The 23,835-nt window shown below is 55.2% G+C and carries 28 protein-coding genes and 1 pseudogene; 7 read left to right on the top strand and 22 right to left on the bottom strand.

What is annotated here, in order from left to right; genetic code table 11:
• From KCR01S_RS09615 to fkpA, 9 genes are all read right to left on the bottom strand, one after another.
• Positions 1–449, bottom strand: a 449-nt coding sequence (locus KCR01S_RS09615; RefSeq protein WP_000031725.1) for a GTP-binding protein, incomplete at its 3' end; no start/stop codon positions are given.
• A 69-nt stretch (positions 450–518) separates the two neighbouring features.
• Positions 519–2,633, bottom strand: a complete 2,115-nt coding sequence (gene fusA / locus KCR01S_RS09620) for an elongation factor G (protein WP_061282466.1) — start codon at positions 2,631–2,633, stop codon at positions 519–521.
• Between the two features lie 96 nt (positions 2,634–2,729).
• A complete protein-coding gene (rpsG, locus tag KCR01S_RS09625; RefSeq protein ID WP_061282469.1) occupies positions 2,730–3,200 on the bottom strand; it encodes a 30S ribosomal protein S7 in 471 nt (156 codons plus the stop codon).
• A 95-nt stretch (positions 3,201–3,295) separates the two neighbouring features.
• Entirely contained in the window at positions 3,296–3,670 is a 375-nt protein-coding gene (gene rpsL, locus KCR01S_RS09630) for a 30S ribosomal protein S12 (RefSeq protein ID WP_036111075.1), read from the bottom strand.
• Positions 3,671–3,793: 123 nt separating this feature from the next.
• Entirely contained in the window at positions 3,794–4,081 is a 288-nt protein-coding gene (gene tusB, locus KCR01S_RS09635) for a sulfurtransferase complex subunit TusB (protein WP_061282471.1), read from the bottom strand.
• Positions 4,082–4,088: 7 nt separating this feature from the next.
• A complete protein-coding gene (gene tusC / locus KCR01S_RS09640; protein ID WP_061282473.1) occupies positions 4,089–4,448 on the bottom strand; it encodes a sulfurtransferase complex subunit TusC in 360 nt (119 codons plus the stop codon).
• Positions 4,448–4,834: a sulfurtransferase complex subunit TusD gene (tusD, locus tag KCR01S_RS09645; RefSeq protein ID WP_061282475.1), complete on the bottom strand. Its 387-nt coding sequence runs from the start codon at positions 4,832–4,834 to the stop codon at positions 4,448–4,450. Before tusD ends, tusC begins: the two co-directional genes overlap by 1 nt.
• Positions 4,834–5,556 (bottom strand): helix-turn-helix transcriptional regulator, encoded by a 723-nt coding sequence (locus KCR01S_RS09650; protein ID WP_052282786.1) that lies wholly within the window; start codon positions 5,554–5,556, stop codon positions 4,834–4,836. Before KCR01S_RS09650 ends, tusD begins: the two co-directional genes overlap by 1 nt.
• A gap of 165 nt (positions 5,557–5,721) precedes the next feature.
• On the bottom strand, positions 5,722–6,543 hold the full coding sequence (gene fkpA, locus KCR01S_RS09655) for an FKBP-type peptidyl-prolyl cis-trans isomerase (RefSeq protein WP_061282477.1): 822 nt from the start codon (positions 6,541–6,543) through the stop codon (positions 5,722–5,724).
• 231 nt (positions 6,544–6,774) lie between these two features.
• Here fkpA and KCR01S_RS09660 point away from each other — a divergent pair, with 231 nt between their 5' ends.
• The gene (locus tag KCR01S_RS09660) at positions 6,775–6,993 is read left to right on the top strand and encodes a protein SlyX (RefSeq protein WP_061282479.1); all 219 of its coding nucleotides are present in this window, start codon (positions 6,775–6,777) and stop codon (positions 6,991–6,993) included.
• A 114-nt stretch (positions 6,994–7,107) separates the two neighbouring features.
• On the opposite strand, the gene slyD is transcribed toward KCR01S_RS09660, so the two are convergent.
• The 4 genes from slyD to kefG all read right to left on the bottom strand — a co-directional run bounded on the left by slyD (position 7,108) and on the right by kefG (position 10,358).
• A complete protein-coding gene (gene slyD / locus KCR01S_RS09665; RefSeq protein ID WP_061282481.1) occupies positions 7,108–7,692 on the bottom strand; it encodes a peptidylprolyl isomerase in 585 nt (194 codons plus the stop codon).
• A 95-nt stretch (positions 7,693–7,787) separates the two neighbouring features.
• Complete coding sequence (locus KCR01S_RS09670; RefSeq protein WP_061282483.1) at positions 7,788–7,988, bottom strand: YheV family putative zinc ribbon protein; 201 nt, start codon at positions 7,986–7,988, stop codon at positions 7,788–7,790.
• Between the two features lie 10 nt (positions 7,989–7,998).
• Positions 7,999–9,804 carry a glutathione-regulated potassium-efflux system protein KefB gene (kefB, locus tag KCR01S_RS09675; protein ID WP_061282485.1) on the bottom strand — a complete coding sequence of 602 codons (1,806 nt, stop codon included), beginning with the start codon at positions 9,802–9,804 and terminating at the stop codon, positions 7,999–8,001.
• On the bottom strand, positions 9,804–10,358 hold the full coding sequence (kefG, locus tag KCR01S_RS09680) for a glutathione-regulated potassium-efflux system ancillary protein KefG (protein ID WP_112204042.1): 555 nt from the start codon (positions 10,356–10,358) through the stop codon (positions 9,804–9,806). Before kefG ends, kefB begins: the two co-directional genes overlap by 1 nt.
• Positions 10,359–10,485: 127 nt before the next feature.
• Here kefG and KCR01S_RS09685 point away from each other — a divergent pair, with 127 nt between their 5' ends.
• Together KCR01S_RS09685 and KCR01S_RS09690 are read left to right on the top strand one after the other, a co-directional pair.
• Positions 10,486–12,390 carry an ABC transporter ATP-binding protein gene (locus KCR01S_RS09685; RefSeq protein WP_061282488.1) on the top strand — a complete coding sequence of 635 codons (1,905 nt, stop codon included), beginning with the start codon at positions 10,486–10,488 and terminating at the stop codon, positions 12,388–12,390.
• Positions 12,391–12,406: 16 nt separating this feature from the next.
• Positions 12,407–13,338: pseudogene (locus tag KCR01S_RS09690) on the top strand (LysR family transcriptional regulator).
• 50 nt (positions 13,339–13,388) lie between these two features.
• Here KCR01S_RS09690 and mdcH read toward each other — a convergent pair.
• The 8 genes from mdcH to mdcA form a co-directional block, all read right to left on the bottom strand.
• Positions 13,389–14,285 (bottom strand): malonate decarboxylase subunit epsilon, encoded by an 897-nt coding sequence (mdcH, locus tag KCR01S_RS25115; RefSeq protein WP_061282491.1) that lies wholly within the window; start codon positions 14,283–14,285, stop codon positions 13,389–13,391.
• Positions 14,286–14,903: a malonate decarboxylase holo-ACP synthase gene (locus KCR01S_RS25120; protein ID WP_061282493.1), complete on the bottom strand. Its 618-nt coding sequence runs from the start codon at positions 14,901–14,903 to the stop codon at positions 14,286–14,288.
• A 3-nt stretch (positions 14,904–14,906) separates the two neighbouring features.
• Positions 14,907–15,461: an AEC family transporter gene (locus KCR01S_RS09705; RefSeq protein WP_061282495.1), complete on the bottom strand. Its 555-nt coding sequence runs from the start codon at positions 15,459–15,461 to the stop codon at positions 14,907–14,909.
• A gap of 124 nt (positions 15,462–15,585) precedes the next feature.
• Positions 15,586–16,386, bottom strand: a complete 801-nt coding sequence (mdcE, locus tag KCR01S_RS09710; protein WP_061282497.1) for a biotin-independent malonate decarboxylase subunit gamma — start codon at positions 16,384–16,386, stop codon at positions 15,586–15,588.
• On the bottom strand, positions 16,386–17,219 hold the full coding sequence (locus KCR01S_RS09715) for a biotin-independent malonate decarboxylase subunit beta (RefSeq protein WP_061282499.1): 834 nt from the start codon (positions 17,217–17,219) through the stop codon (positions 16,386–16,388). The genes mdcE and KCR01S_RS09715 overlap by 1 nt, the downstream gene beginning before the upstream one ends.
• Complete coding sequence (gene mdcC / locus KCR01S_RS09720) at positions 17,212–17,511, bottom strand: malonate decarboxylase acyl carrier protein (protein WP_052282800.1); 300 nt, start codon at positions 17,509–17,511, stop codon at positions 17,212–17,214. Before mdcC ends, KCR01S_RS09715 begins: the two co-directional genes overlap by 8 nt.
• A gap of 9 nt (positions 17,512–17,520) precedes the next feature.
• Positions 17,521–18,378 carry a triphosphoribosyl-dephospho-CoA synthase gene (locus tag KCR01S_RS09725; RefSeq protein WP_061282501.1) on the bottom strand — a complete coding sequence of 286 codons (858 nt, stop codon included), beginning with the start codon at positions 18,376–18,378 and terminating at the stop codon, positions 17,521–17,523.
• Entirely contained in the window at positions 18,378–20,033 is a 1,656-nt protein-coding gene (gene mdcA, locus KCR01S_RS09730) for a malonate decarboxylase subunit alpha (RefSeq protein WP_052282802.1), read from the bottom strand. Before mdcA ends, KCR01S_RS09725 begins: the two co-directional genes overlap by 1 nt.
• 248 nt (positions 20,034–20,281) lie before the next feature.
• Between mdcA and KCR01S_RS09735 the strand changes: the two genes are divergently transcribed.
• From KCR01S_RS09735 to KCR01S_RS09745, 3 genes are read left to right on the top strand one after another with little or no spacing between them, the layout of a single operon-like run.
• Positions 20,282–21,304, top strand: coding sequence for a hydrolase (locus tag KCR01S_RS09735; protein WP_061282503.1), 1,023 nt, complete (start codon positions 20,282–20,284; stop codon positions 21,302–21,304).
• The gene (locus KCR01S_RS09740) at positions 21,301–21,519 is read left to right on the top strand and encodes a YheU family protein (RefSeq protein WP_061282505.1); all 219 of its coding nucleotides are present in this window, start codon (positions 21,301–21,303) and stop codon (positions 21,517–21,519) included. The genes KCR01S_RS09735 and KCR01S_RS09740 overlap by 4 nt, the downstream gene beginning before the upstream one ends.
• Before the next feature lie 56 nt (positions 21,520–21,575).
• Entirely contained in the window at positions 21,576–22,439 is an 864-nt protein-coding gene (locus KCR01S_RS09745; RefSeq protein ID WP_061282507.1) for a phosphoribulokinase, read from the top strand.
• A 12-nt stretch (positions 22,440–22,451) separates the two neighbouring features.
• Here the strand turns inward: KCR01S_RS09745 and KCR01S_RS09750 are convergent, their stop codons facing one another.
• Positions 22,452–22,856: an OsmC family protein gene (locus tag KCR01S_RS09750; protein WP_052282806.1), complete on the bottom strand. Its 405-nt coding sequence runs from the start codon at positions 22,854–22,856 to the stop codon at positions 22,452–22,454.
• A 303-nt stretch (positions 22,857–23,159) separates the two neighbouring features.
• On the opposite strand from KCR01S_RS09750, the gene crp reads away from it, so the two are divergent.
• Positions 23,160–23,792 carry a cAMP-activated global transcriptional regulator CRP gene (gene crp / locus KCR01S_RS09755; RefSeq protein WP_039332728.1) on the top strand — a complete coding sequence of 211 codons (633 nt, stop codon included), beginning with the start codon at positions 23,160–23,162 and terminating at the stop codon, positions 23,790–23,792.
• Positions 23,793–23,835 lie beyond the last annotated feature (43 nt).

Genomic DNA, 23,835 nt, shown 5'->3' on the forward strand with positions numbered 1-23,835 from the left:
ACCAGTTCCAGCAGCTCTTCGTCATCAACCATGTCACATTTGTTCAGGAACACGATGATGTAAGGAACGCCTACCTGACGACCCAGCAGGATGTGCTCACGAGTCTGTGGCATAGGGCCATCAGTTGCAGCAACAACCAGGATCGCGCCATCCATCTGCGCAGCACCGGTGATCATGTTTTTAACATAGTCGGCGTGGCCTGGGCAGTCTACGTGTGCGTAGTGGCGAGTCGGGGTGTCATATTCAACGTGGGAAGTGTTGATGGTGATACCACGAGCTTTTTCTTCTGGTGCGTTATCGATCTGGTCGAAAGCACGAGCAGCACCGCCGTAGGTTTTAGCCAGTACGGTAGTGATTGCAGCAGTCAGGGTAGTTTTACCGTGGTCGACGTGGCCGATAGTACCAACGTTGACGTGCGGTTTTGTACGTTCAAATTTTTCTTTAGACACGGCTATATTCCTTACTATAGTGCTCTCCCCTTTGGAGAGAGCACGGGACTTAGGTTTTAATCCTGTGGCTTATTTACCACGGGCTTCAATAACGGCCTGAGCAACGTTGTTCGGCGCATCGTCGTACTTCAGGAACTCCATGGAGTAAGAAGCACGGCCTTTGGTCAGTGAACGCAGCTGGGTTGCATATCCGAACATTTCAGACAGCGGAACTTCAGCGTGGATCACAACGCCAGTGACGTTGGATTCCTGACCTTTAAGCATACCACGACGGCGGCTCAAGTCACCGATAACGTCACCGGTGTTCTCTTCCGGAGTCTCTACTTCAACCTTCATGATAGGCTCAAGCAGAACTGGTTTCGCTTTCTTAAAGCCATCTTTGAAGGCGATAGAAGCGGCCAGTTTAAACGCCAGCTCGGAGGAGTCAACGTCATGGTAAGAACCGAAGTGCAGACGCACGCCCAGATCAACAACCGGATAGCCAGCCAGTGGGCCAGATTTCAGCTGTTCCTGGATGCCTTTATCAACGGCAGGGATGTATTCACCAGGAATTACACCACCTTTGATGTCGTTGACGAACTCGTAGCCTTTCGGGTTAGAACCCGGCTCCAGTGGGTACATGTCGATAACAACATGACCGTACTGACCGCGACCACCAGACTGCTTAGCGTGTTTACCTTCGATATCGGTAACTTTCGCGCGAATCGCTTCACGGTAAGCAACCTGAGGTTTACCGACGTTCGCTTCAACGTTGAATTCACGCTTCATGCGGTCAACGATGATGTCGAGGTGCAGTTCACCCATACCGGCGATAATGGTCTGGTTAGATTCTTCATCAGTCCATACGCGGAATGATGGGTCTTCTTTAGCCAGACGGCCCAGAGCCAGACCCATTTTTTCCTGGTCAGCTTTGGTTTTCGGTTCTACTGCGATGGAGATTACCGGCTCAGGGAATTCCATACGCTCCAGAATGATTGCGTGGTCTGGGTCACACAGGGTGTCACCAGTAGTCACGTCTTTCAGACCGATAGCAGCAGCGATGTCGCCTGCGCGAACTTCTTTGATCTCTTCACGTTTGTTAGCGTGCATCTGAACGATACGACCGAAACGCTCACGTGCAGCTTTCACGGAGTTCAGTACGGTATCACCAGAGTTAACCACACCGGAATACACACGGAAGAAGGTCAGGTTACCCACAAACGGGTCAGTTGCGATTTTGAACGCCAGCGCAGCAAACGGCTCGTCATCACTTGCGTGACGCTCAGCCGGAGTGTCTTTACCGTCGTCCAGCATACCGTTGATCGCAGGTACGTCAGTTGGAGCTGGCAGGTAATCAATTACCGCATCCAGCATCGCCTGAACACCTTTGTTCTTGAACGCAGAACCACAGGTTACCAGGATGATTTCGTTGTTCAGAACGCGCTGACGCAGAGCTTTCTTGATCTCTTCTTCAGTCAGTGCTTCACCACCCAGGTATTTCTCCATCAGCTCTTCTGAAGCTTCAGCAGCGGACTCGATCAGGTTCTGGTGCCATTCGTCAGCCAGTTCCTGCATGTCAGCTGGAATATCTTCATAAGTGAAGGTTACGCCTGCATCTTCTTCGTTCCAGTTGATGGCTTTCATTTTCACCAGGTCAACAACACCGGTGAAATGTTCTTCAGCACCAATTGCCAGCTGCAGCGGAACAGGGTTCGCGCCCAGACGGGATTTGATCTGACCAACAACTTTCAGGAAGTTTGCACCCATGCGGTCCATTTTGTTAACGAACGCAATGCGTGGAACTTTATATTTGTTTGCCTGACGCCATACGGTTTCAGACTGTGGCTGAACACCACCAACTGCGCAGTAAACCATTACCGCACCATCAAGAACACGCATGGAACGTTCTACTTCGATTGTGAAGTCAACGTGCCCCGGGGTGTCGATGATGTTTACACGGTGCGGTTCATACTGCTTAGCCATACCAGACCAGAATGCAGTAGTCGCAGCGGAAGTGATGGTGATACCACGTTCCTGCTCCTGCTCCATCCAGTCCATGGTAGCTGCGCCGTCATGAACTTCACCGATTTTGTGGTTTACACCGGTGTAGAACAGAATACGTTCGGTAGTAGTGGTTTTACCGGCGTCGATGTGCGCACTGATACCGATGTTACGGTAGCGTGCGATGGGTGTTGTACGAGCCATTTGATTCCTCGTTTATCTTTTTAGGCGTTCAGTTAAGTAACCCAAAGCGGGCAGCTTCTCTGAAGCGCCCGCCTGGTGACTAATACTCCGAAGGGATTACCAACGGTAGTGTGCGAACGCCTTGTTGGCATCTGCCATACGGTGAACGTCTTCACGTTTCTTAACTGCAGTACCTTTGTTTTCTGCAGCATCAGAAAGTTCGTTCGCCAGGCGCAGAGCCATGGATTTATCACCGCGTTTACGAGCAGCTTCAACGATCCAACGCATTGCCAGGGCATTACGACGAACCGGACGGACTTCAACTGGAACCTGGTAAGTAGAACCACCAACGCGGCGAGACTTAACTTCGACAGTCGGACGCACGTTTTCGAGGGCTACTTCAAAAGCTTCCAGGCCATCTTTACCAGAACGCTGAGCCAGGGTCTCCAGCGCGCTGTATACGATGGTTTCTGCGGTAGATTTTTTACCATCTACCATCAGGATATTTACAAATTTGGCCAGCAGCTCTGATCCGAACTTAGGATCTGGCAGGATTTTACGCTGACCAATGACGCGACGACGTGGCATGGGAATACTCCGTTGTTAATTCAGGATTGTCCAAAACTCTACGAGTTTAGTTTGACATTAATATAAAACGTTTGGCCTTACTTAACGGAGAACCATTAAGCCTTAGGACGTTTCACGCCATACTTGGAACGTGATTGCTTACGGTCTTTAACGCCGGAGCAGTCAAGCGCACCACGAACGGTGTGGTAACGAACACCCGGAAGGTCTTTTACACGACCGCCACGGATCAGGATCACGGAGTGCTCCTGCAGGTTGTGACCTTCACCACCGATGTAGGAAGTCACTTCAAAACCGTTAGTCAAACGCACACGGCATACTTTACGCAGTGCGGAGTTTGGTTTCTTAGGAGTGGTGGTATATACACGAGTACATACACCACGTTTCTGCGGGCAGGCTTCCAGCGCAGGCACGTTGCTTTTTACAACTTTGCGTGCGCGTGGTTTGCGTACCAGCTGGTTAACTGTTGCCATTAAATAGCTCCTGGTTGTAGCTTTCGCTTCGTAAACACGTAATAAATCGCCTCATGCAATATGAGGACGCGAAATTTTAGGGCTATGCCGATAGGGTGTCAAGAAATATACAACGGTCCAACGTTACCAGGCGATCTGCGCCGGATGTTTTACCGTGAGTCTGACGAAGTCAGTATAGCTGACCATGATAGCATCGCTCGAAATTTGAGCACAAAGCCCGCGCGCCTGCGTATCCTCTTTCAACACGTAGAGGGATATGGGGGCGGAACGAAGAATTTCAACGAAGTGGCTATTTTCCACTGCCGCCAGCACGCCATCGGCAACCAGCAGTAAATCATCACCCTCCCCCATCATGCGCAGCATGCCGGTAATATCAGCATGCCACGGAGAGGTACTTAGCGTATGCAGCATAGGGGCCTCAAAAGCGCAAAATCACATCGTATTCATTAAGTTTCTGACGGATCGCCTCTGCATCAAGCGCTTCGACCTCGGTCACAAACGATGACTCAGCCGACAAACCTCGCTCACGCATAGATGTCGCGCAAATCCAGCAGTTGTCAATGTCGTAAAGCCCCAGCAGCTTGAAGGTCGCGATATAGTCGCGCGCCAAAATGACGCCTGGCTGCTGCTGGCTCAGTGGCTGAAAGACACCATCGCCAATGAAAAAAACGCCAGACTCATCGCTTAATGCTGACGTCGCGAGCAGCGCATCCAGCCCTTCGCGGCCAGCGCTGCTGCCATGTGGAGCCGTAGAGAAAACAAAGGCAACGCGTTTCATCAAAATTGTACCGTTCGATCACAGGTCAGCGCCGCTTCCGCCAGGGCTCCGAGGCCGCTGAGGGAAAAGCCCTGCTGTAGATTGGCCGCCGGCAGTCCCAACTGAGCCGCTTCTTTCTCATCGGTCACTCCGCGACGCAGCGCGGCAGCAACGCAGATATGCAGCGCCACGCCATGGTTGTCATGCAGCGACTGCCACGCGCGCACCAAGTCGAACTCATCGCTGGCGGGGGACGTCAGTTGGTTGGCGTTATACACCCCTTCCCGGTAAAAAAAGACGCAGGCAAGCTCGTGACCTTCCGCCAGTACGGCCTTCGCAAACTGCAGCGCACTGCTCGCCTGCTGCGTACCATACGCTGGGCCGGTCACCATCAGGGCAAAACGCATTACTTATCTTGCCCCACAAAATCACCGCTCTTGAACTGGCGAATGTAGAGATAAACCGTGTGTTTGGAGATGTTCAGACGATCGGCGACCTGGTTGATGGCATCTTTGATATCAAAGATCCCTTTCTCGTAAAGGTTAAGCACGATCTGACGGTTTTTAGCGTTATTGGAAACGTTACGATCGGCATTCACCTCTTCGATGGTGAACTCTAGCGTCTGGGTAACCAAATCCTCGACCGAGGAGGCGAAGTTAACCGCAGAACCTACTTCCGGCGTTTCTGGCGGAATAAAGGTATTCATAATCTGCGAGAAAGGCACATCAAGGTTCATATTGATACACAGCAAACCGATAACACGATGCTCGCGATTGCGAATGGCAATGGTGACGGACTTCATCAATACGCCACTTTTGGCGCGAGTAAAATAGCATTTGGAAACGCTACTATCCGCTCCGGTCATATCGTGCAGCATACGCAGTGCGAGATCGGTAATGGGAGAACCGATTTTTCGACCGGTATGTTCGCCGTTTGCAATGCGTATTGCCGAACACTTGAGATCCTGCAGTGAGTGCAACACGATTTCACAGTGGGAACCAATGAGCATCGCCAACCCGTCCACCACTGCTTCGTAGGATTTCAGGATATCGAAGTCAGTTTGATCGAAAGGACGTTGATCCAGTAAATCAAGTTCACTGGTTTCGTTGGTTAAAAGCGACCTGGACATGAAAAAAAGCACTCCTTTTCAGGAGCCTGTCGTTATGTTGTCAGGGCAGGCTCATCACTATTAGGGGCATCTAAAGTAATACAGCGCATAAGGCGCTTTCCAGCATTAATTATATCCTGCAGATAATAAAAAGCCGCCGCCCAGTGGGCGGCGGCTTTTATGCTCTTATTTTTTGGCAGCGTCTGCGGCCTTCGCAGCCGGTGCAGCTTCTGGCTGCGCATCCGCTTTTGGCGCCGGTTTGATGTCTAACAGTTCAACATCAAATACCAGCGTGGAGTTTGCCGGAATACCCGGAACGCCGGTTTTGCCGTAAGCCAGGTCAGGTGGGATGACCAGCTGAATTTTACCGCCTTTCTTGATGTTCTTCAGACCTTCAGTCCAGCCTGGGATCACGCCGTCCAGGCGGAAGGAGAGAGGCTCACCGCGGGTGTAAGAGTTATCGAACTCTTTACCGTCGGTCAGGGTACCTTTGTAGTTAACCACAACGGTATCACTGTCTTTCGGTGCATCACCGGTACCTTCTTTCTCAACCTTGTACATCAGGCCAGTTTTAGAGGTTTTCACGCCTTTCTCTTTCGCGAACTTCTCACGGAAGGCCTTGCCTTTCGCTTCGCTTTCAGCGGCATCTTTTTCCATCTTCGCCTGAGCAGAGGTCTTCACGCGAGTTTCAAACGCCTGCAGAGTTTGTTCGATTTCCTGATCGGACAGTTTGCTCTTATCAGCAAACGCATCCTGAACGCCGGCGATCAGCTGGTCTTTATCCAGTTTGATGCCCAGTTTTTCCTGTTCTTTCAGGGAATTTTCCATGTAACGACCCAGCGATGCGCCCAGTGCATAGGCAGATTTCTGGTCGTCATTTTTGAATGCAGCTTTGCTTTCCGCCGCTGGTGCTGCTTTCGCTGCGGTATCAGCAGCAAAAGTCAGTGGCGCATTCAGTGCAACGGCCATTGTGGTTGCCAGAAGCGTTACTTTAAACAGTGATTTCATCCATCTCTCCAGGGCCGGGGCCTCTCGCCCCAATGTTAACTAAATGAGAAGCGTACTATAAAACGTTGTAGAGGAAATCTACATATGAACGCTTCTTATATCGACTCTTTTCAGACTCTTTTTGTTTAAATTAGTTTCCGCTCACGCACAGGAGTGCTGCACGGCTGAAAAAAGTTGCGTAGAATCCGCGCGTCAGAAACGCTTTTGGCGATAACAGTAGAGAGAGACATCATGAAGGAAACAACTATCGAAGTGCGTTTGGCTGAGCTTGAAAGCCGACTGGCCTTCCAGGAGGTAACCATTGATGACCTCAACCAAACGGTCACCGCCCATGAACTGGAGATGGCGAAACTGCGCGAACACCTGCGTCTGCTGACGGACAAACTGAAGGCCAGCCAGCCATCAAACATCGCGTCCCAATCGGAAGAGACGCCACCGCCTCATTATTGAGACGAAAAAAAAGCGGGGAAACCCGCTTTTTTTGTGCCAGAAAGTTATCTGGCCGATAAAAGACTGTGCATCGGCAGGCCCGATCAGCATGACGCCATCAGGCAAGCAGACCGATTAGTGGCAACCGCAACCGCCGTTACCGCAACCGCCTTTACCGTGTTCATGACCATGGTCGTGACCGTGGCCATGGCCACCGCAGCAACCTTCATGGTCGTGATCGTGGTCATGGTCGTTAGCACCGTGAACGTGGCCGTGAGCCAGCTCTTCTTCGGTTGCTTCGCGGATAGCGACAACTTCAACGTTGAACTTCAGGTTCTGGCCAGCCAGCATGTGGTTACCATCAACCACAACGTGCTCGTCTTCCACTTCAGTGATTTCAACGGGAACTGGACCCTGGTCGGTTTCAGCCAGGAAACGCATACCAACCTGCAGCTCGTCAACGCCCATGAAGACGTCTTTAGGAACGCGCTGAACCAGGTTTTCGTCGTACTGGCCGTAAGCGTCGTTTGCGCCTACAGCAACGTCAAATTTATCACCAACTTCGTGACCATCCAGCGCATTTTCCAGGCCGGAGATCAGGGAACCGTGACCATGCAGGTAGTCCAGCGGTGCACTTACCGGAGACTCATCAACCAATACACCGTCTTCTGTACGTACCTGATAGGCCAGGCTGACCACCAGGTCTTTTGCTACTTTCATGATATCTCCTGAGCATGGGAATATTTAGTGGCGCAGATTGTAGCGGAATTCTGCACCCGTGTACCCATAAGCTTAAAAAAAGACAGCACGGAACGCTACTCTGGATGAAAAATTCCGATAACTTGTTCTTCTTTGCGCACGTGTTCGCGGGCTTCTTTATCCGCTTCCCGCATCTGGTGTCCGCACTTAACGCATTCAACCACATCGATATTATTCTCGCGCCACATCGCCATCGAATCCTGCGCCTGACACGCCGGGCATTTTGCGCCCGCAATAAAACGTTTACGTACCGCCATGCTTCACCTTCTATTCAAATTCGTCCCAGCCGTCCAGCTGACGTCGTTCCTGTTGCATCTCTCGCTGGAAGATCTCCTCCAGCTCCCGCCGGGCTTCACGCACGCGCGAGATTTGTTGGGTATCGCTGTGCACCGGCATCAGCTCGCGCAGCATCCGCATATCCAGCCGCTTGAAGTGCAGCTGCGCGCGCTGCGCCTGATGCGGATGCATGCCGGTGGAGATCAGCGCTTTACGCCCCAGCTCCAGCGCACTCGAGAATGTCTCACGGGAAAACTGTACCACGCCCGCCTGTAGCAGTTCGTGCGCCTCAACACGTCCCCGCGCACGGGCCATAATGTGCAGGTGTGGAAAGTGTTGCTGACAGATATCCACCAGCTTCATGGTATCTTCCGGCTCGTTGCAGGTGATAACGATAGACTGCGCCTGTTCGGCACCGGCCGACCGCAGCAGTTCGACCTGCGTCGCATCGCCGTAATACACCTTATAGCCGTACTTACGCATCAAATTCACCGCGCTGATATCACGCTCCAGCACGGTAATGCGCAGTTTATTAGCCATCAGCAGGCGGCCAATCACCTGGCCAAAACGGCCAAAGCCCACCACAATGACCTGCGGTTTATCATCATCCACCCATGGCGCTTCATCTTCTTCTTCCGGGCCGTTAAAGCGCCGCGACAGCACCAGATCCACCAGTTTCATTAACAGTGGCGTAGTCATCATCGACAGGGTCACCGTCACCAGCAGCAGCGACATTTGGTCGCCTTTGAACACTTTAAAGGACGAGGCCGCGGAGAACAGGACAAAAGCAAACTCGCCCCCCTGGCTCAGCACACCGGCAAACTGCATGCGCTCCGAGCTGCGTAAGCCGTGCAGATGGGCGAGCAGATAAAGCACCAGCGTCTTCACCGCGACCAGCACCGCAACGCAGACAATGACCAAAAGCAGATGGGTGTAGAGCACCCCCAGATTGAGAGACATCCCTACCGAGATAAAGAACAGCCCAAGCAGCAGTCCTTTAAATGGATCGATAGCGATTTCAAGTTCATGTCGGTACTCGCTCTCTGCCAGTAGCACGCCCGCGATAAAGGTGCCCAACGCCATGGAGAGCCCCAGCGCATCCATAAATAGCGCCGATCCCAGCACCAGCAGCAGCGTGGCGGCAGTAAACACTTCGCGCACGCCGGAGCTGGCGATAAAGCGAAACACCGGACGCAGCAAATAACGGCCGCCGATCAGCATTCCGGCAAAGGCCAATACCTTTAAGCCCACGGTTTGCCAATCGAGATGGTCATCACCCGCCCCCGCCAGCAGCGGCACCAGCGCCAGCGCTGGGATCACCGCTAAATCCTGAAACAGCAGCACCGAGAATCCCAACTGCCCTGACTCGCTGCGATTCATCCCCTTTTCGCGCATCAACTGCAGCGCCATCGCTGTAGAGGACATCGCCAGACCAATGCCGCCAATCACCGCCGCATGCCAGGAGAAGTCGGTGAGCATCAGCAGCCCACCGAGAATCGCTGCGCTAAAAATCACCTGCGCGGCGCCAATGCCGAAGATAGGCCGCCGCAGCTGCCACAGCTTCGCTGGGTTCAGCTCCAGCCCGATGATGAACATCAGGAACACCACGCCAAGTTCAGAGAAATGGAGAATTTCATCGACGTCGCTGATAAACCCAAGCCCCCACGGGCCGATGGCGATCCCCGCCAGCAGGTAGCCTAAAACGGCACCAATGCCCAGCCTTGCCGCCAACGGTACCGCGGCAACCGCCGCGAAGAGAAACAACACGCCAGCCAGTAACAAATCGGAACCTTCCATCATCGTCCTCCTGCCGTTATCGGCGCAGCCAGCCAGTCGGCGTAGGCTTTTGCATGGCTCGCCAACTCATCGGGCGGCTGTCGGCGCGCCCAGTAGACGATAATCGGACTCAACCAGTGCATATGGCACATGGCGGCGGTCAGTTCGAACGGACGCAGAATATCGCTCATCGGATAGCGATTCAGGCCATCGTGGCGATAGGCGCTTTCTGGCTCGCCGGTAGTAATGACGCTACGCCAGTACTTTCCCGCCAGCTCATTTCCCCCCACGCCGCTGGCAAATCCGCGGCTCAGCACCCGGTCGAGCCACTCTTTCAGTAATGCTGGACAGCTGTAGGTATAAAGCGGGTGCTGGAACACGATAACGTCGTGCTCACGCAGCAACTGCTGCTCTCGGGGGATATCAATGAAGAAATCAGGATAGTGTGCATAGAGATCGTGCACGGTTACATTTTTTAACTGCTGAGCCGGTTTAAGCAAAACCCGGTTGGCCACCGAATCCTGAGATTCCGGATGGGCATACAGCAGCAATACCTTCGCTGTCTGAGACATCATTCCCCTCCCGGTTTTGTCTTTTGTCTATTCAAGACGTTTTAGGCTACCATTGCGCCTCGGTGCGGCACATTGCTCACATTACATTATCACAATGACAATTTAACATAGTCAGAACATACGGCGCCTTATGATTGTTTTCTCCTCGTTACAAATTCGTCGTGGCGTGCGTGTCCTGCTGGATAACGCAACGGCCACTATCAACCCTGGGCAAAAAATCGGCCTGGTGGGGAAAAATGGCTGCGGCAAATCCACGCTGCTCGCTCTACTAAAAAACGAGATTAGCGCCGACGGCGGCGACTTTACCTATCCCGGTAACTGGCAGTTGGCGTGGGTGAATCAGGAAACGCCTGCCCTCGCCGAACCGGCGCTGGACTATGTGATTGACGGCGACCGTGAGTTCCGTCAACTGGAAGCCCAGCTCAACGACGCCAATGAACGTAACGACGGGCACGCCATCGCCACCGTACACGGCAAACTGGACGCGATCGACGCGTGGACAATCCGCTCTCGCGCCTCCAGCCTGCTGCACGGCCTGGGCTTTAGCAATGAACAGCTCGAACGCCCGGTAAGCGACTTTTCCGGCGGCTGGCGCATGCGCCTTAACCTCGCGCAGGCGCTGATTTGCCGTTCTGACCTGCTGCTGCTCGATGAACCGACGAACCACCTCGATCTCGATGCGGTGATCTGGCTGGAAAGATGGCTTAAAAGCTATCAAGGCACCCTGATTCTGATCTCCCACGACCGTGATTTCCTCGATCCGGTGGTGGACAAAATTATACATATCGAACAGCAAACCATGTTCGAGTACACCGGCAACTACAGCTCGTTTGAACGCCAACGCGCCACGCGTCTGGCCCAGCAGCAGGCGCTGTACGAAAGCCAGCAAGAGCGCGTCGCGCATCTGCAAAGCTATATCGATCGTTTCCGTGCCCAGGCGACCAAGGCCAAACAGGCGCAAAGCCGTATCAAAATGCTTGAGCGCATGGAACTGATTGCCCCAGCGCACGTGGACAACCCGTTCCGCTTCAGCTTCCGCACGCCGGAAAGCCTGCCAAACCCGCTGCTGAAAATGGAAAAAGTCAGCGCCGGCTACGGTGACCACACCATTCTCGAGTCCATTAAGCTGAACCTGGTGCCGGGTTCACGTATTGGCCTCCTGGGCCGCAACGGGGCGGGTAAATCCACGCTGATTAAGCTACTGGCCGGTGAGCTCGCACCGCTGCATGGCGAAATCGGTCTCGCCAAAGGCATTAAGCTTGGCTACTTCGCCCAGCATCAGTTGGAATTCTTGCGCGCGGATGAATCCCCAATTCAGCACCTTGCACGCATGGCACCGCAGGTGCTGGAGCAGCAACTGCGCGACTACCTTGGTGGTTTTGGCTTCCAGGGCGATAAAGTGACCGAGCAGACCGCCCGTTTCTCCGGCGGTGAAAAAGCGCGTCTGGTGCTGGCGCTGATCGTCTGGCAGCGTCCGAACCTGCTGCTGCTCGATGAACCAACCAACCACCTTGATCTCGATATGCGTCAGGCATTGACCGAAGCGTTGATCGACTTTGAAGGTGCACTGGTGGTGGTTTCGCACGATCGTCACTTGATCCGTTCGACGACCGACGATCTCTATCTGGTGCACGACAAAAAGGTCGAACCGTTCGACGGCGATCTCGAAGATTACCAGCAGTGGCTGAGCGACGTGCAAAAGCAGGAAAACCAGAGCGATGAGCCGGCAAAAGAGAACGCCAACAGCGCTCAGTCCCGCAAAGACCAGAAGCGTCGCGAAGCTGAACTCCGCACCCTGACGCAACCGTTGCGTAAAGAGATTACCCGTCTGGAAAAAGAGATGGAGAAGCTCAACGCCCAACTGGCGCAGGCAGAAGAGAAGCTGGGTGACAGCAGCCTGTACGAACCTGGCCGTAAGGCGGAGATGACCGAGTGTCTGCAGCAGCAGGCCAGCGCTAAATCCGGGCTGGAAGAGTGCGAAATGGCGTGGCTGGATGCCCAGGAACAACTTGAGCAGATGATGCAGAACGACTAACCCGCGGGGCCGGACGATGAACCTATCTATCACCGACGATATTACCTTCCGCAAATTGACCATCTTCATGACCTTTATGGAGAAGGGCAACATTGCTCGCACCGCGGAAGCGCTGGATATCAGCGGCGTGAGCGTCCATCGGGCGCTGCATACGCTGGAAGAGAACGTTCGTTGTCCGCTGTTCGTCCATAAAGGGCGTAATCTTATCGCCCAACCAGCGGCATGGACGCTGCTGGAGTACTCCAGGAAGTGACGCAGATGATGGAGCGCGGGCTGGAAGAGGCGCGTAAAACCGCCGGCGTCGGCCAAGGGCGTTTACGCGTTGGCACTCTCTATTCGCTGACGCTGGAAACCGTGCCGCATCTGATCATGGGGATGAAGCTGCGTCGCCCGGATCTGGAGATGGACCTGACCATGGGCTCAAACGAAGCCCTGCTCAATATGCTGGAAAACGGCACCCTGGACGCGATCCTTATTTCCATCTCGGAAAGCGAAATCGATCGCAACAGTCTGGAAGTGCTGCCCTTGTTCCACGATGATATCTATCTTGCCGCCCCCACCAGCGCAGCATTGGATAGTAATAAAACCGCCGATCTCCGCGATTACCGCAATGAGAAATTTGTCTCGCTGGCGGAAGGCTTTGCCACCTACGCCGGGTTCCAGGAAGCGTTTCACATCGCCGGGTTTGAGCCGGAGATCGTCACTCGGGTAAACGATATTTTCTCCATGTTGAGTCTGGTACAGGCGGGAGTGGGATTAACCCTGATGCCAGGGCGAATGAAGAAGATGTATGAAAATACGGTGCATCTGCAAAAACTGGCGGACCCGTATCAAATGCGACAGCTCATCGCGATTGTCTTTGCCCGCAATCGCGAGCGTGACCCTAGCCTGTTGGCGCTGGCGGCTGAAGGCCGCATGTACGCCCGCAGTTTGCAGGACGGCGCATAAACCGCTGTCCCTCGTCAGCCCGGCCAGCTCAGCGCCACCGGGCAAATACATCAACCACGCAGCCGTTTTGCCAGGTGCACGGCAACATCTAACCCGCTCCGCTCCAGGGCAATCGATTCCCCTTCCCATGCGGCCTGACGCGTCAGACAGGTCAATACGCCACCCGGCGGCATCTCAATCGCCAGCCTGGCCTCACGCTCATTGGCAGAAACGACCGCTTCCTGCCAGCGTACCGTTCGCGCCATATTCATCGCCAGATCGTCTGCAATGCGCTCCGGCTGCCACAGCACGCGTCCGGTACTGCCGCTCAGATAGGCGTGACGTGGACGAGCAAGGGTGACGCGGCTAAACGCCTCCCGCAGCGTTTGCGCCGGCTGTTCCAGTAGCGCGCAGTGCGACGGGACGCTCACCGCCAGGCGGTGGGCCTTGCTGGCCCCTTTATCCAGCGCGCGTTTTGCCACGGCGGCCATGGCCTCATCGCTTCCGGCGATCACAATTTGCGTTTCCGCATTCAGGTTCGCAATGTAGGTGCCGCTGTCAGCAACTAGCGCCTCCACCTGCCCCAACGTCAGCCCCATAATCGCCGTCAGGCCGTAGCCGTGCGGGTAGGCCTGCTCCATTAAATCACCGCGCAGCGCCACCAGATTCAGCGCATCGGTAAAGTCGAGCGCGCCGGCAACCACCGCCGCCGGATAAGCGCCAATCGACAGGCCGCTGACAATGTCCGGCGACACGCCGCGCCGTTCTAATTCATGCGCCCACGCCACCCCGGCAATTAACAAGGCCAGCTGTACCGCACGGGTATGCTTCAGGACTTCAGGGGTATCCAGCGTATCGACTTCAGCGCCCAACACTTCCCGCGCTTGCGCCAACTCGGTGCCGGGAAGCTGTTGCAGCATACCGGGATGCTGCGTTCCCTGCCCCGGAAAGGTAAACAGAATTTTCATTTATTCCTCCCTGCTCCACGGGTCGCTCACCAGCCGCGGCCCGCGCGACGTTTTTAGCAACGCCTTGCCATCACGCAGCCACTCATTTAAGGCAAATGCGCCGTACGGCGTTTCCACCTGCGTATCCGCGCGGCACAGCCCATCCGTCAGCTGCTGTTGCCATTCTTCCAGCGACGAGCGGTCTAATGCCTGCGGCGCGCGAATGGTCAGATCCAAATCACTGCTCGCGTGAATCACCGGGATCCCGGTTGCCAGCGCATAGCCGGTGCTACCGGTAATTCCCCATCTCCACGGCCACTGCTGCTGGGACAGCAACAACGCCACCTGAACCGGCGGCTGTGAGATAAACGGGGTGCGTAGCAGCACCTGCGGATCAACCAGCGATTCTGGCGTACAGATACGGGTGACGGCGATAGGTTTCACCCAACCGGCCGCCCGCTGGTCGCGCTTCATCCCGCGGACACCCACGGGAATGCGCCCTGCTTCATCAACATCACGCCGCACCACAACCGGCAGGCCGGTATGCCAGACGCCATCCACCCAGGACTCGGTAGCCCCTCCCAGCGCATCGCGCGCGTTAAGCCAGATAAGGTCGTGTGGGCGTAATGTTGCGGTCATGATTTAGATCCCTGAAGTCAGCGAGATAAACAGTGGTAACGACAGGATACACAGGACCGAGCTCAACAGCAGCACGGCTTCAGCATCCGGTGACTGCACGCCAAAACGGTTACCGAATACCACGCCGAAGAAACCGGCGGACAGCGCAATCATCAGAATCGCGGTAATGGCCACGGAACCATGCAGGCCGAGAATCAGTACGATACCCAGAATCGGCAGCCCCAGTGCCGCGTAGTTTGGCAGCGCGACAGTCAGCGTCAGCACGGCCGCATCCTGCGGGGATTTGTTGAACAGTTTGGTCGCCATAAAGTAGATAGCGGCGTAGGTGATCCACATCGCCAGCGTCAGCACCAGAATCAACGGCGACTGCGCAACGATACCCGCCCAAGGGGTCTGTACGGTGGCACTGAACAGCGCGGCGGGTAAGGCAAAGTCCATCACGAAGATGTTGAGCAGGGAGACATTTTTGTTGTCCACCATTTTGGCCTTACCGGCCCAGAATCCCAGCAGCATGATGACGAAAATCGGAGCAAGAGCATGAACAATTACGTAAGTCATATTTCACCTGTAATTCAAAAAGAAGTAGCACTGACGCGATGATTATTATTTTCAGGATGCAGACTGCCTCACGGGCGCATGAGCCGCGCCCGCGGGGTCGTACATCTGGCAGGTCTCTTTTTACTTACCAGCTTGCTCGCATACGTTCACGTACGAGAGCGGAACTGCGGCGATTGTCGGCACCCAAACGGCTTTTCAGCGTTGGGTCCTGACGAGCGTCTTTGATGGCCTGTTGCAGCGTGGTTTTCACCTGCGTCAGATCGTTGGCAGACGGTGCGTCCGGGTTGCTGATGTCCAGCAGATTTTCCAGCAGGCCCAGAGTCGCGTAGTTACTGATGTCATAAGCCATTGGTGGAATGGTGGCCGCCAGTTTTTCCAGCGCGTCGACGGTACGCAGCGTGATACGCGCCGCAGACTCTTTCCCCATCGCGTGGATCAGCACACCTTTGTCGTTAAAGGCAATCAGACGGTTAGCCTGATAGCCGTGCGCCAGAAATGCACCGGACATCGCTTTACCGACAATCAGGCCAATCACCGGATGCCCCGCCAGTCGCGCATTGGCGTAAGCCGCCGCGGCACCGGCCAGCGCCTGGTGAATACCAAAGCCTTCTTCACGACGACCATATGCCTGGCTTGGCACATCAATCACCGCCACAATTGGACGTTTCACCGCTTTATCGGCGTCGGCGGCGATGGTTTCGCTCACCACTTTGGCCAGCGTCCAGCCTTCCAGCAGACCGACTTCACCTTTGGCTGCGCGCGGGAAATGGTTATTGGCATCGGGAACGACGGCAATAAAACGCACCGCTTCGCCATTGAGTTCACCGTCAGCGGCCTGTACAGACGGGCATAGCCCTGACAGACGTTTAACGTTCGGTGCGAGGTTTTCCAGCCATAACTCGCCGCGGCTAATAGAGTTACTCATCATTTCACCTCCCGGGCGAAAAGCGCGTGAATCTGTTCGGTATCCGCCTGTTTACGCGTATCGAAATTGCTTAGACGGTCGAGATACCACTGATAGTTATCGGTGCGATGTTGAGCCGGTACGCCTTTGGCCAGCGCATCATTCATCGCGGCTTTCACCGCATTCACGCCGTCACCTACCAGCGCTTCCACCAGCCCGCTTTGGTAACGGATTTCACCGCCGGTCATGCTCCAGATAAACGGACGGTCACGGGAGTCATACTCTTCAATCCCGGCTTCCTGTTCGATAACCTGCGGGCCGTTCAGCCCCAGACGCGCTTCACGGGTAACAATCAGATAGCTGCACAGCGCCGCCGCGATGGACATCCCACCAAAGCAGCCGACGGTACCCGCAACAATACCTACCACCGGGGTATAGCGGCGCAAATCGACGATCGCCGCGTGAATATCGGCAATCGCTGCCAGGCCGAGGTTGGCCTCTTGTAAGCGCACGCCGCCGGTTTCCAGGCTCAGAACCGCCTGTGTGGGAATGCCGTTGCGGTTATCTTCTGCCGCCAGCTCAAGCGCGGCTGCCATTTTGGCACCGGACACTTCGCCCATACTGCCGCCCTGGAATGCGCCTTCAATCGCCACCACCACCGCGGGTTTGCCGTTGATGGTGCCTTTCGCGACAACCATGCCGTCATCGGCCTGCGGCACGATGCCCTGCGCGCCCAGCCACGGCGACATCACGCCTTCAAACGGGTCGAGCAGTTCACGGTAGCTGCCTTCGTCAAGCAGCGCATGGGCACGCTGACGCGCTTTTAATTCGATAAAACTGCGGTCATCACGCATAGCTCACCTCTTCAAAAACCTGTTCGATACGAATGCGTGCCACGCCGGGCGTCGCGCCGAAGTCGTGGATCGTCAGTTTCCCGGCAGGCAGGCTGCTGACCGTTTGCAGACGGTTAAGCAGCGCTTCCCAGCGGCTACGGCTGTTATCGACGGAAGTGGTGATATCAATAGTTAATGTCTGGCCCTGGTCGGCGGTGAATAACACCTCCATATCCCCGGAGCCCACAACGCCTGCCAGCGCTTTACCGCTTAAGGTGCGGCTCGCCGGTACGGTTAACGTAATGTGTTCCATAACATCCTCTTAATGCTTGAAATAAGGCGATTCGATGCGATCGAGAAACAGGGTGGCGGCAAGTAAATCCGCGGCGCCGCCCGGCGAAGCGTTCAACGCCAGCATTTGCTCGTCGAGCGCCGCCAGCGCCGCCTGGCCTGCCGGATGAGCGCTACCGCCTGCGCGGAGCACGGCGCGTGCGCCGTCCTGCATGGCATCAAGCCCTTCCAGCCCTGCGCGCGACAGCACGCAGGTATCGGTCAGCGAGGTCATGATCGCCATCAGCGCGTCGAGCCTCGCCTGCGTTTCGCTGCTGCCGTTTAAGCGGCTTAAACGCAGCTGTGGCAGCGCACGCTGCATCACGTGTGGAAACGCCTGCTGCGCCTCTTCGCGCGCGCCCGGCACCTGATAACGGTGGGTGGCGCGCAGCCCTTTGCTGAACACTTTGGGGGCCGCGGCATCCGGCAGCTTCGCCAGCTCTGCGGCGGTCGCCGCAACCTGCTGCGCGCTGCCCGTGCCGCCGTGCATCGCGACGGCGCTGACCAGCAGCCCCAGCGCCCAAATAGCACCACGGTGGGTATTCACGCCGTCGGTGGCGGCCATCATCTGTTTCTCGCCTTCACGGCCGAGTCGCCCTACGGTTTGTCTGAGCGCAATATCCGCTGGACGCTGCCAGCTTTGCTGCGCCAGCGCCTGAAACGTGGGGGTCAGGCTGTGCGCCGAGCGCTCCATGAGCGCCAGAGTAAGATCGTGGTGCGCGCCGTTCCCCCGACTGTCCACCAGACCCGGTTTTGGGCTTAATCGTGCTTCGTCAATCAGACATTGCGTGGCGGTTCGCGCCAGCCATTCGGCACCGCCTTCAACGTGAATCTGGGGCAGAAGTTTCATTACCAGCTCCGGAATTTCGCAGGTGGGTTGTAAAGACCGCCGGACCATTCAACCAGGTCAGACACGCTACCGGCCGCCAGCAGAGAACGGGTGGCGTCGGTACGACGGATACCCATATCTTCTGGATAAACGACCTTGCCGCTCTGGCGCAGCGCGGCGACGCGTTTTGCATCAACGCCCAGACCAATGTCGGTAATCCCGGCAACCGCAGCGACCATCGCGCGGCGTTCTTCCAGGCTTTCCGCACGATAGAGATAAGCAATCCCCTCTTCGGTCAGCACGTGGGTCACGTCGTCGCCATAGATCATGACGGGAGCCAATGGCATACCAGAGCTTTTAGCCACTTCAACCGCATCGAGTTTTTCGACGAATGTGGGTTTCACGCCGGCCTGGAAGGTTTCGACCATCTGCACGACGAGTTTTTTACCGCGCTGCATTGGGTCAGGCTCGGTGATCATATTCAGCCAGGCTGGCGTCGCATGACGACGACCGTGCGGATCGTGGCCCATGTTTGGCGCGCCGCCGAAGCCGGAAAGACGACCGCGGGTCACGGTAGACGAGTTGGCATAGCCATCAACCTGCAGGGTGGAACCAATGAACATATCCACCGCGTACTGACCCGCCAGTTGGCAGAACGCGCGGTTAGAACGCATGGAACCGTCGGCACCGGTGAAGAAGATATCTGGACGGGCGCGGATATACTCTTCCATCCCCAGCTCACCGCCGAAACAATGCACGCTCTCCACCCAGCCGCTTTCAATCGCCGGAATCAGCGTTGGATGCGGGTTCAGAGTCCAGTGTTTACAGATTTTGCCTTTCAGACCGAGCTGTTCGCCGTAGGTTGGCAGCAGCAGTTCAATCGCCGCGGTGTTAAAACCGATACCGTGGTTGAGCGACTGTACCTGGTGCTCCGCATAGATCCCTTTAATGGCCATCATCGCCATCAGGATATGTTCCTGTTTGATCAGGCGCGGATCGCGGGTAAACAGCGGTTCGATAAAGAATGGTTTGTCGGCCACAACCACGTAGTCAATCCACGACCCCGGAATATCCACGCGCGGCAGATCGCACTCATCGTCCACCAGCTCGTTAACCTGAGCGATGACGATACCGTCGTGGAACGCGGCGGCCTCCACCAGCGCAGGGGTATCTTCGGTACTGGCTCCGGTATAAAGGTTGCCTTTACGGTCAGCTTTGAAGCCGGCAATCAGCGCCACGTTTGGCGAGAGATCGACATACAGACGGGAATAAAGCTCGATGTAGGTGTGAATAGCACCAATTTCCAGCAGGCCATCTTCCAGCAGCTGCGAGATGCGCAGACTTTGTGTGCCGGAGAAGGAAAAATCCAGCTTGCGGGCGATACCTTTCTCAAAGATATCCAGATGCTCACTACGCCCGACGCTTGGCATGATCATGTGCAGGTCATGCACAATCTGCGGGTTAACCTCGGCCAGCATACGGGACAGAAAATCTGCCTGCTTTTGGTTATTCCCTTCTAATACCACGCGGTCACCCGGCGCGATCAGTTTTTCCAGCATCGCGGTCAGGTCTGCGGTCGGCAGAACCTTGCCCTGCACCGGAATGGAAGCCAGACGCCGCTGTTTTTCCGTGCGGCGTGTGTTCCAGACGCGTGCTGGTGTTTGCCCAGATAACATTATTAACCTCCTGATTCAGCTAATCATTTTGATTGCTTAACACTGGAAAGAGTGTGCACCCTGGTGAGAAAGTCATCAATTAAGCGTAGGCACGAATCATTAGCTTGAGAGTAATAATTGAAGTAACAATTTGTGATTAGGATCAGATTCGACAGGGGCAAAAAAGGCTACTGATGCCTCATTTTCATAAACACAATGGCAAAGTGGCGGTATAGTAGGCGCCAGATTTTAAGTGAACATCGCGAGTTATGACTGACACAACCCACCACGACCTCAACATCGACACCTCAAGCAGCGCGGACTTTGTGCCGATGCGCGGTATCAGCAATCGTCATCTACAGACGATGCTGCCGCGTCTTATCCGCCGCAAGCTGCAGTTCACGCCATGCTGGCAACGCCTTGAACTGCCGGATGGCGATTTTGTCGATTTAGCGTGGAGTGAAGATCCTGAGGCCGCGCGGCATAAACCGCGGCTGGTGGTGTTTCATGGTCTGGAAGGCAGCCTCTACAGCCCTTACGCCCACGGGCTGATTAACGCCGCAAAACAGCAAGGCTGGCTGGGCGTTGTGATGCATTTCCGCGGCTGTAGCGGCGAACCTAATCGCCTGAACCGTATTTACCATTCCGGTGAAACGGAGGATGGCAGTTGGTTCTTACGCTGGTTAGCCCGTGAATTTGGCCCCGCGCCAACGGCGGCTGTCGGCTACTCGCTGGGCGGGAATATGCTGGCCTGTCTGCTGGCAAAAGAGGGTAACGACGTGCCGATCGATGCCGCGGTAATCGTCTCTGCTCCGTTTATGCTCGAAGCCTGTAGCTATCATATGGATAAAGGCTTCTCGCGGGTTTATCAACGCTATCTGCTGAACCTGCTCAAAGGCAACGCCGCGCGTAAGCTAAAGGCCTATCCCGGTTCTCTGCCGGTCGACCTGCGTCAACTGAAGAGCATGCGCCGGATCCGCGAATTTGATGATTCGATCACCTCGAAGATCCACGGTTTTGCCGACGCTATCGACTACTATCGCCAATGCAGCGCGATGCCAACCCTTAGCAAAATTACCAAGCCGACGCTCATCATTCACTCGAAGGACGATCCGTTTATGGATCACCATTCAATCCCAGCCCAGGAAGAGCTGCCGGATAACGTCGAGTACCAGCTAACCGAGCACGGTGGCCACGTCGGATTTATCGGCGGCACCCTTCGTCACCCGGAAATGTGGCTGGAAAAACGCATTCCCAGCTGGCTGATGACCTGGCTTGGAGCTAAGGCATGATCATTCCCTGGCAGGATCTCGACCCGGAAACGCTGGAACGATTGATTGAAAGCTTTGTCTTGCGCGAAGGCACTGATTATGGTGAATATGAACGTTCACTTGCGCAAAAGGTCGCCGACGTAAAACAGCAGCTACAAACAGGCGAAGCGGTGCTGGTGTGGTCCGAACTTCACGAGACCGTCAACATCATGCCCCGTAACCAATTTCGCGGTTAACTATACTTACCGGAAGCGCACCCCGCTTCCGGTAGCCTGTTCAGGGAGTTATTCGCATGTCTGCCAAACATCCAGTTATTGCCGTCACCGGCTCCAGCGGGGCGGGAACCACCACCACCAGCCTCGCGTTCCGTAAGATCTTCGGCCAGCTCAATCTGCGCGCCGCCGAAGTCGAAGGCGACAGCTTCCATCGCTATACGCGCCCAGAGATGGATATGGCGATTCGTAAAGCCCGCGATTTAGGCCGCCATATCAGCTACTTCGGCCCAGACGCCAATGACTTCGGCCTGCTGGAACAGACCTTCCGCGACTACGGCGTTAACGGCAAAGGGCAATCGCGTAAATACCTGCACACTTATGATGAGGCGGTGCCGTGGAATCAGGTGCCGGGAACATTTACCCCCTGGCAGCCATTGCCGGAACCGACGGATGTGCTGTTTTATGAAGGGCTGCACGGTGGCGTTGTTACGCCACAGCACGACGTCGCGCGCCACGTTGATCTGCTGGTAGGCGTGGTGCCAATCGTCAACCTCGAATGGATCCAGAAAATGATCCGTGACACCGGCGAACGCGGGCATTCGCGCGAAGCGGTCATGGACTCCGTCGTGCGCTCCATGGAAGACTACATCAACTTCATTACGCCGCAGTTCTCCCGCACGCATATCAACTTCCAGCGCGTGCCCACCGTCGACACCTCAAACCCGTTCGCAGCGAAAAGCATCCCATCACTGGATGAAAGCTTTGTGGTGATTCATTTCCGCAATCTGGAAGGGATCGACTACCCGTGGCTGCTGGCTATGCTGCAGGGATCGTTTATTTCACATATGAACACGCTGGTGGTGCCGGGCGGGAAAATGGGGCTGGCCATGGAGCTCATCATGACGCCGCTGGTGCAGCGTCTGATGGAAGGCCGACGCTAACGTCGAGGGGGATTACCCCTCGATCACTTCGTAAGAGTGGGTAATGTTGACCGCTTTTTCCAGCATCAGCGCTACGGAGCAGTACTTCTCCGCGGACAGATCGACCGCACGCGAAACAGCGGCGTCCTTGAGCTCTTTGCCGGTCACGATGAAGTGCAGGTTAATATGGGTAAACAGGCGCGGCGCCTCTTCGCGACGTTCAGACGTCAGCTTCACTTCGCAGTCGGTCACGTTGTAGCGACCTTTTTGCAGGATAGACACCACGTCAATGGCGCTACATCCTCCCGCGGCCATCAGCACCACTTCCATTGGGCTTGGCGCTTTATCGCCAGAGTTGCCGTCCATCAAAATCTGATGTCCTGAAGCGGACTCGCCGAGGAAGGTTAACCCTTCAACCCATTTCACACGTGCTTGCATAATTTTTAACTCCCAGGTTGCAATTTTCTTCTCAGATTACGCGCACATAACAATTCTCGCAACGGAAGGCGATCGTCGTCATGCTGAAGCGAGACACCAGGAGACACGCGGCTAAAGCTATGCTAAAACAGTCAGGATGCTACGGTAATACATAAACGTACTGCATGTATGCAGAGGACATCACATTACAGGCTGCGGCACGATTCGACAGCCGACTTCCCAGGTAACGGGAAGGATACTATTGCAACCAGTGGCTGCAAGGTTTTGCCGCTGGAAAGAGCTTATAACAGAGGATAACCGCGCATGGTGCTTGGCAAACCGCAAACAGACCCGACTCTCGAATGGTTCTTGTCTCATTGCCATATTCATAAGTACCCATCGAAGAGCACGCTGATTCACCAGGGTGAAAAGGCAGAGACGCTGTATTACATCGTGAAAGGCTCAGTGGCAGTACTCATCAAGGATGAAGAAGGCAAAGAGATGATCCTCTCTTACCTCAACCAGGGCGATTTTATCGGCGAGTTAGGCCTGTTTGAAGAAGGCCAGGAACGCAGCGCATGGGTAAGAGCAAAAACCGCTTGTGAAGTTGCTGAAATCTCTTATAAAAAATTCCGTCAGCTGATTCAGGTTAACCCAGACATCCTGATGCGCCTGTCTTCGCAAATGGCACGTCGTCTGCAAATCACATCTGAAAAAGTGGGCAACCTGGCATTCCTGGACGTGACCGGACGTATCGCCCAGACTCTGCTGAATCTGGCTAAACAGCCGGATGCGATGACCCACCCAGACGGTATGCAGATCAAAATCACCCGTCAGGAAATCGGTCAGATCGTCGGTTGTTCCCGCGAAACCGTGGGCCGTATCCTGAAAATGCTGGAAGATCAAAACCTGATCTCCGCGCACGGCAAAACCATTGTCGTCTACGGTACTCGCTGATCCAGCCTAAACGGCATATTGTCTCAACAATATGCCGTTTTTC

This window comes from Kluyvera cryocrescens NBRC 102467, assembly GCF_001571285.1.
GTDB classification, from domain to species: Bacteria; Pseudomonadota; Gammaproteobacteria; order Enterobacterales; family Enterobacteriaceae; genus Kluyvera; species Kluyvera cryocrescens.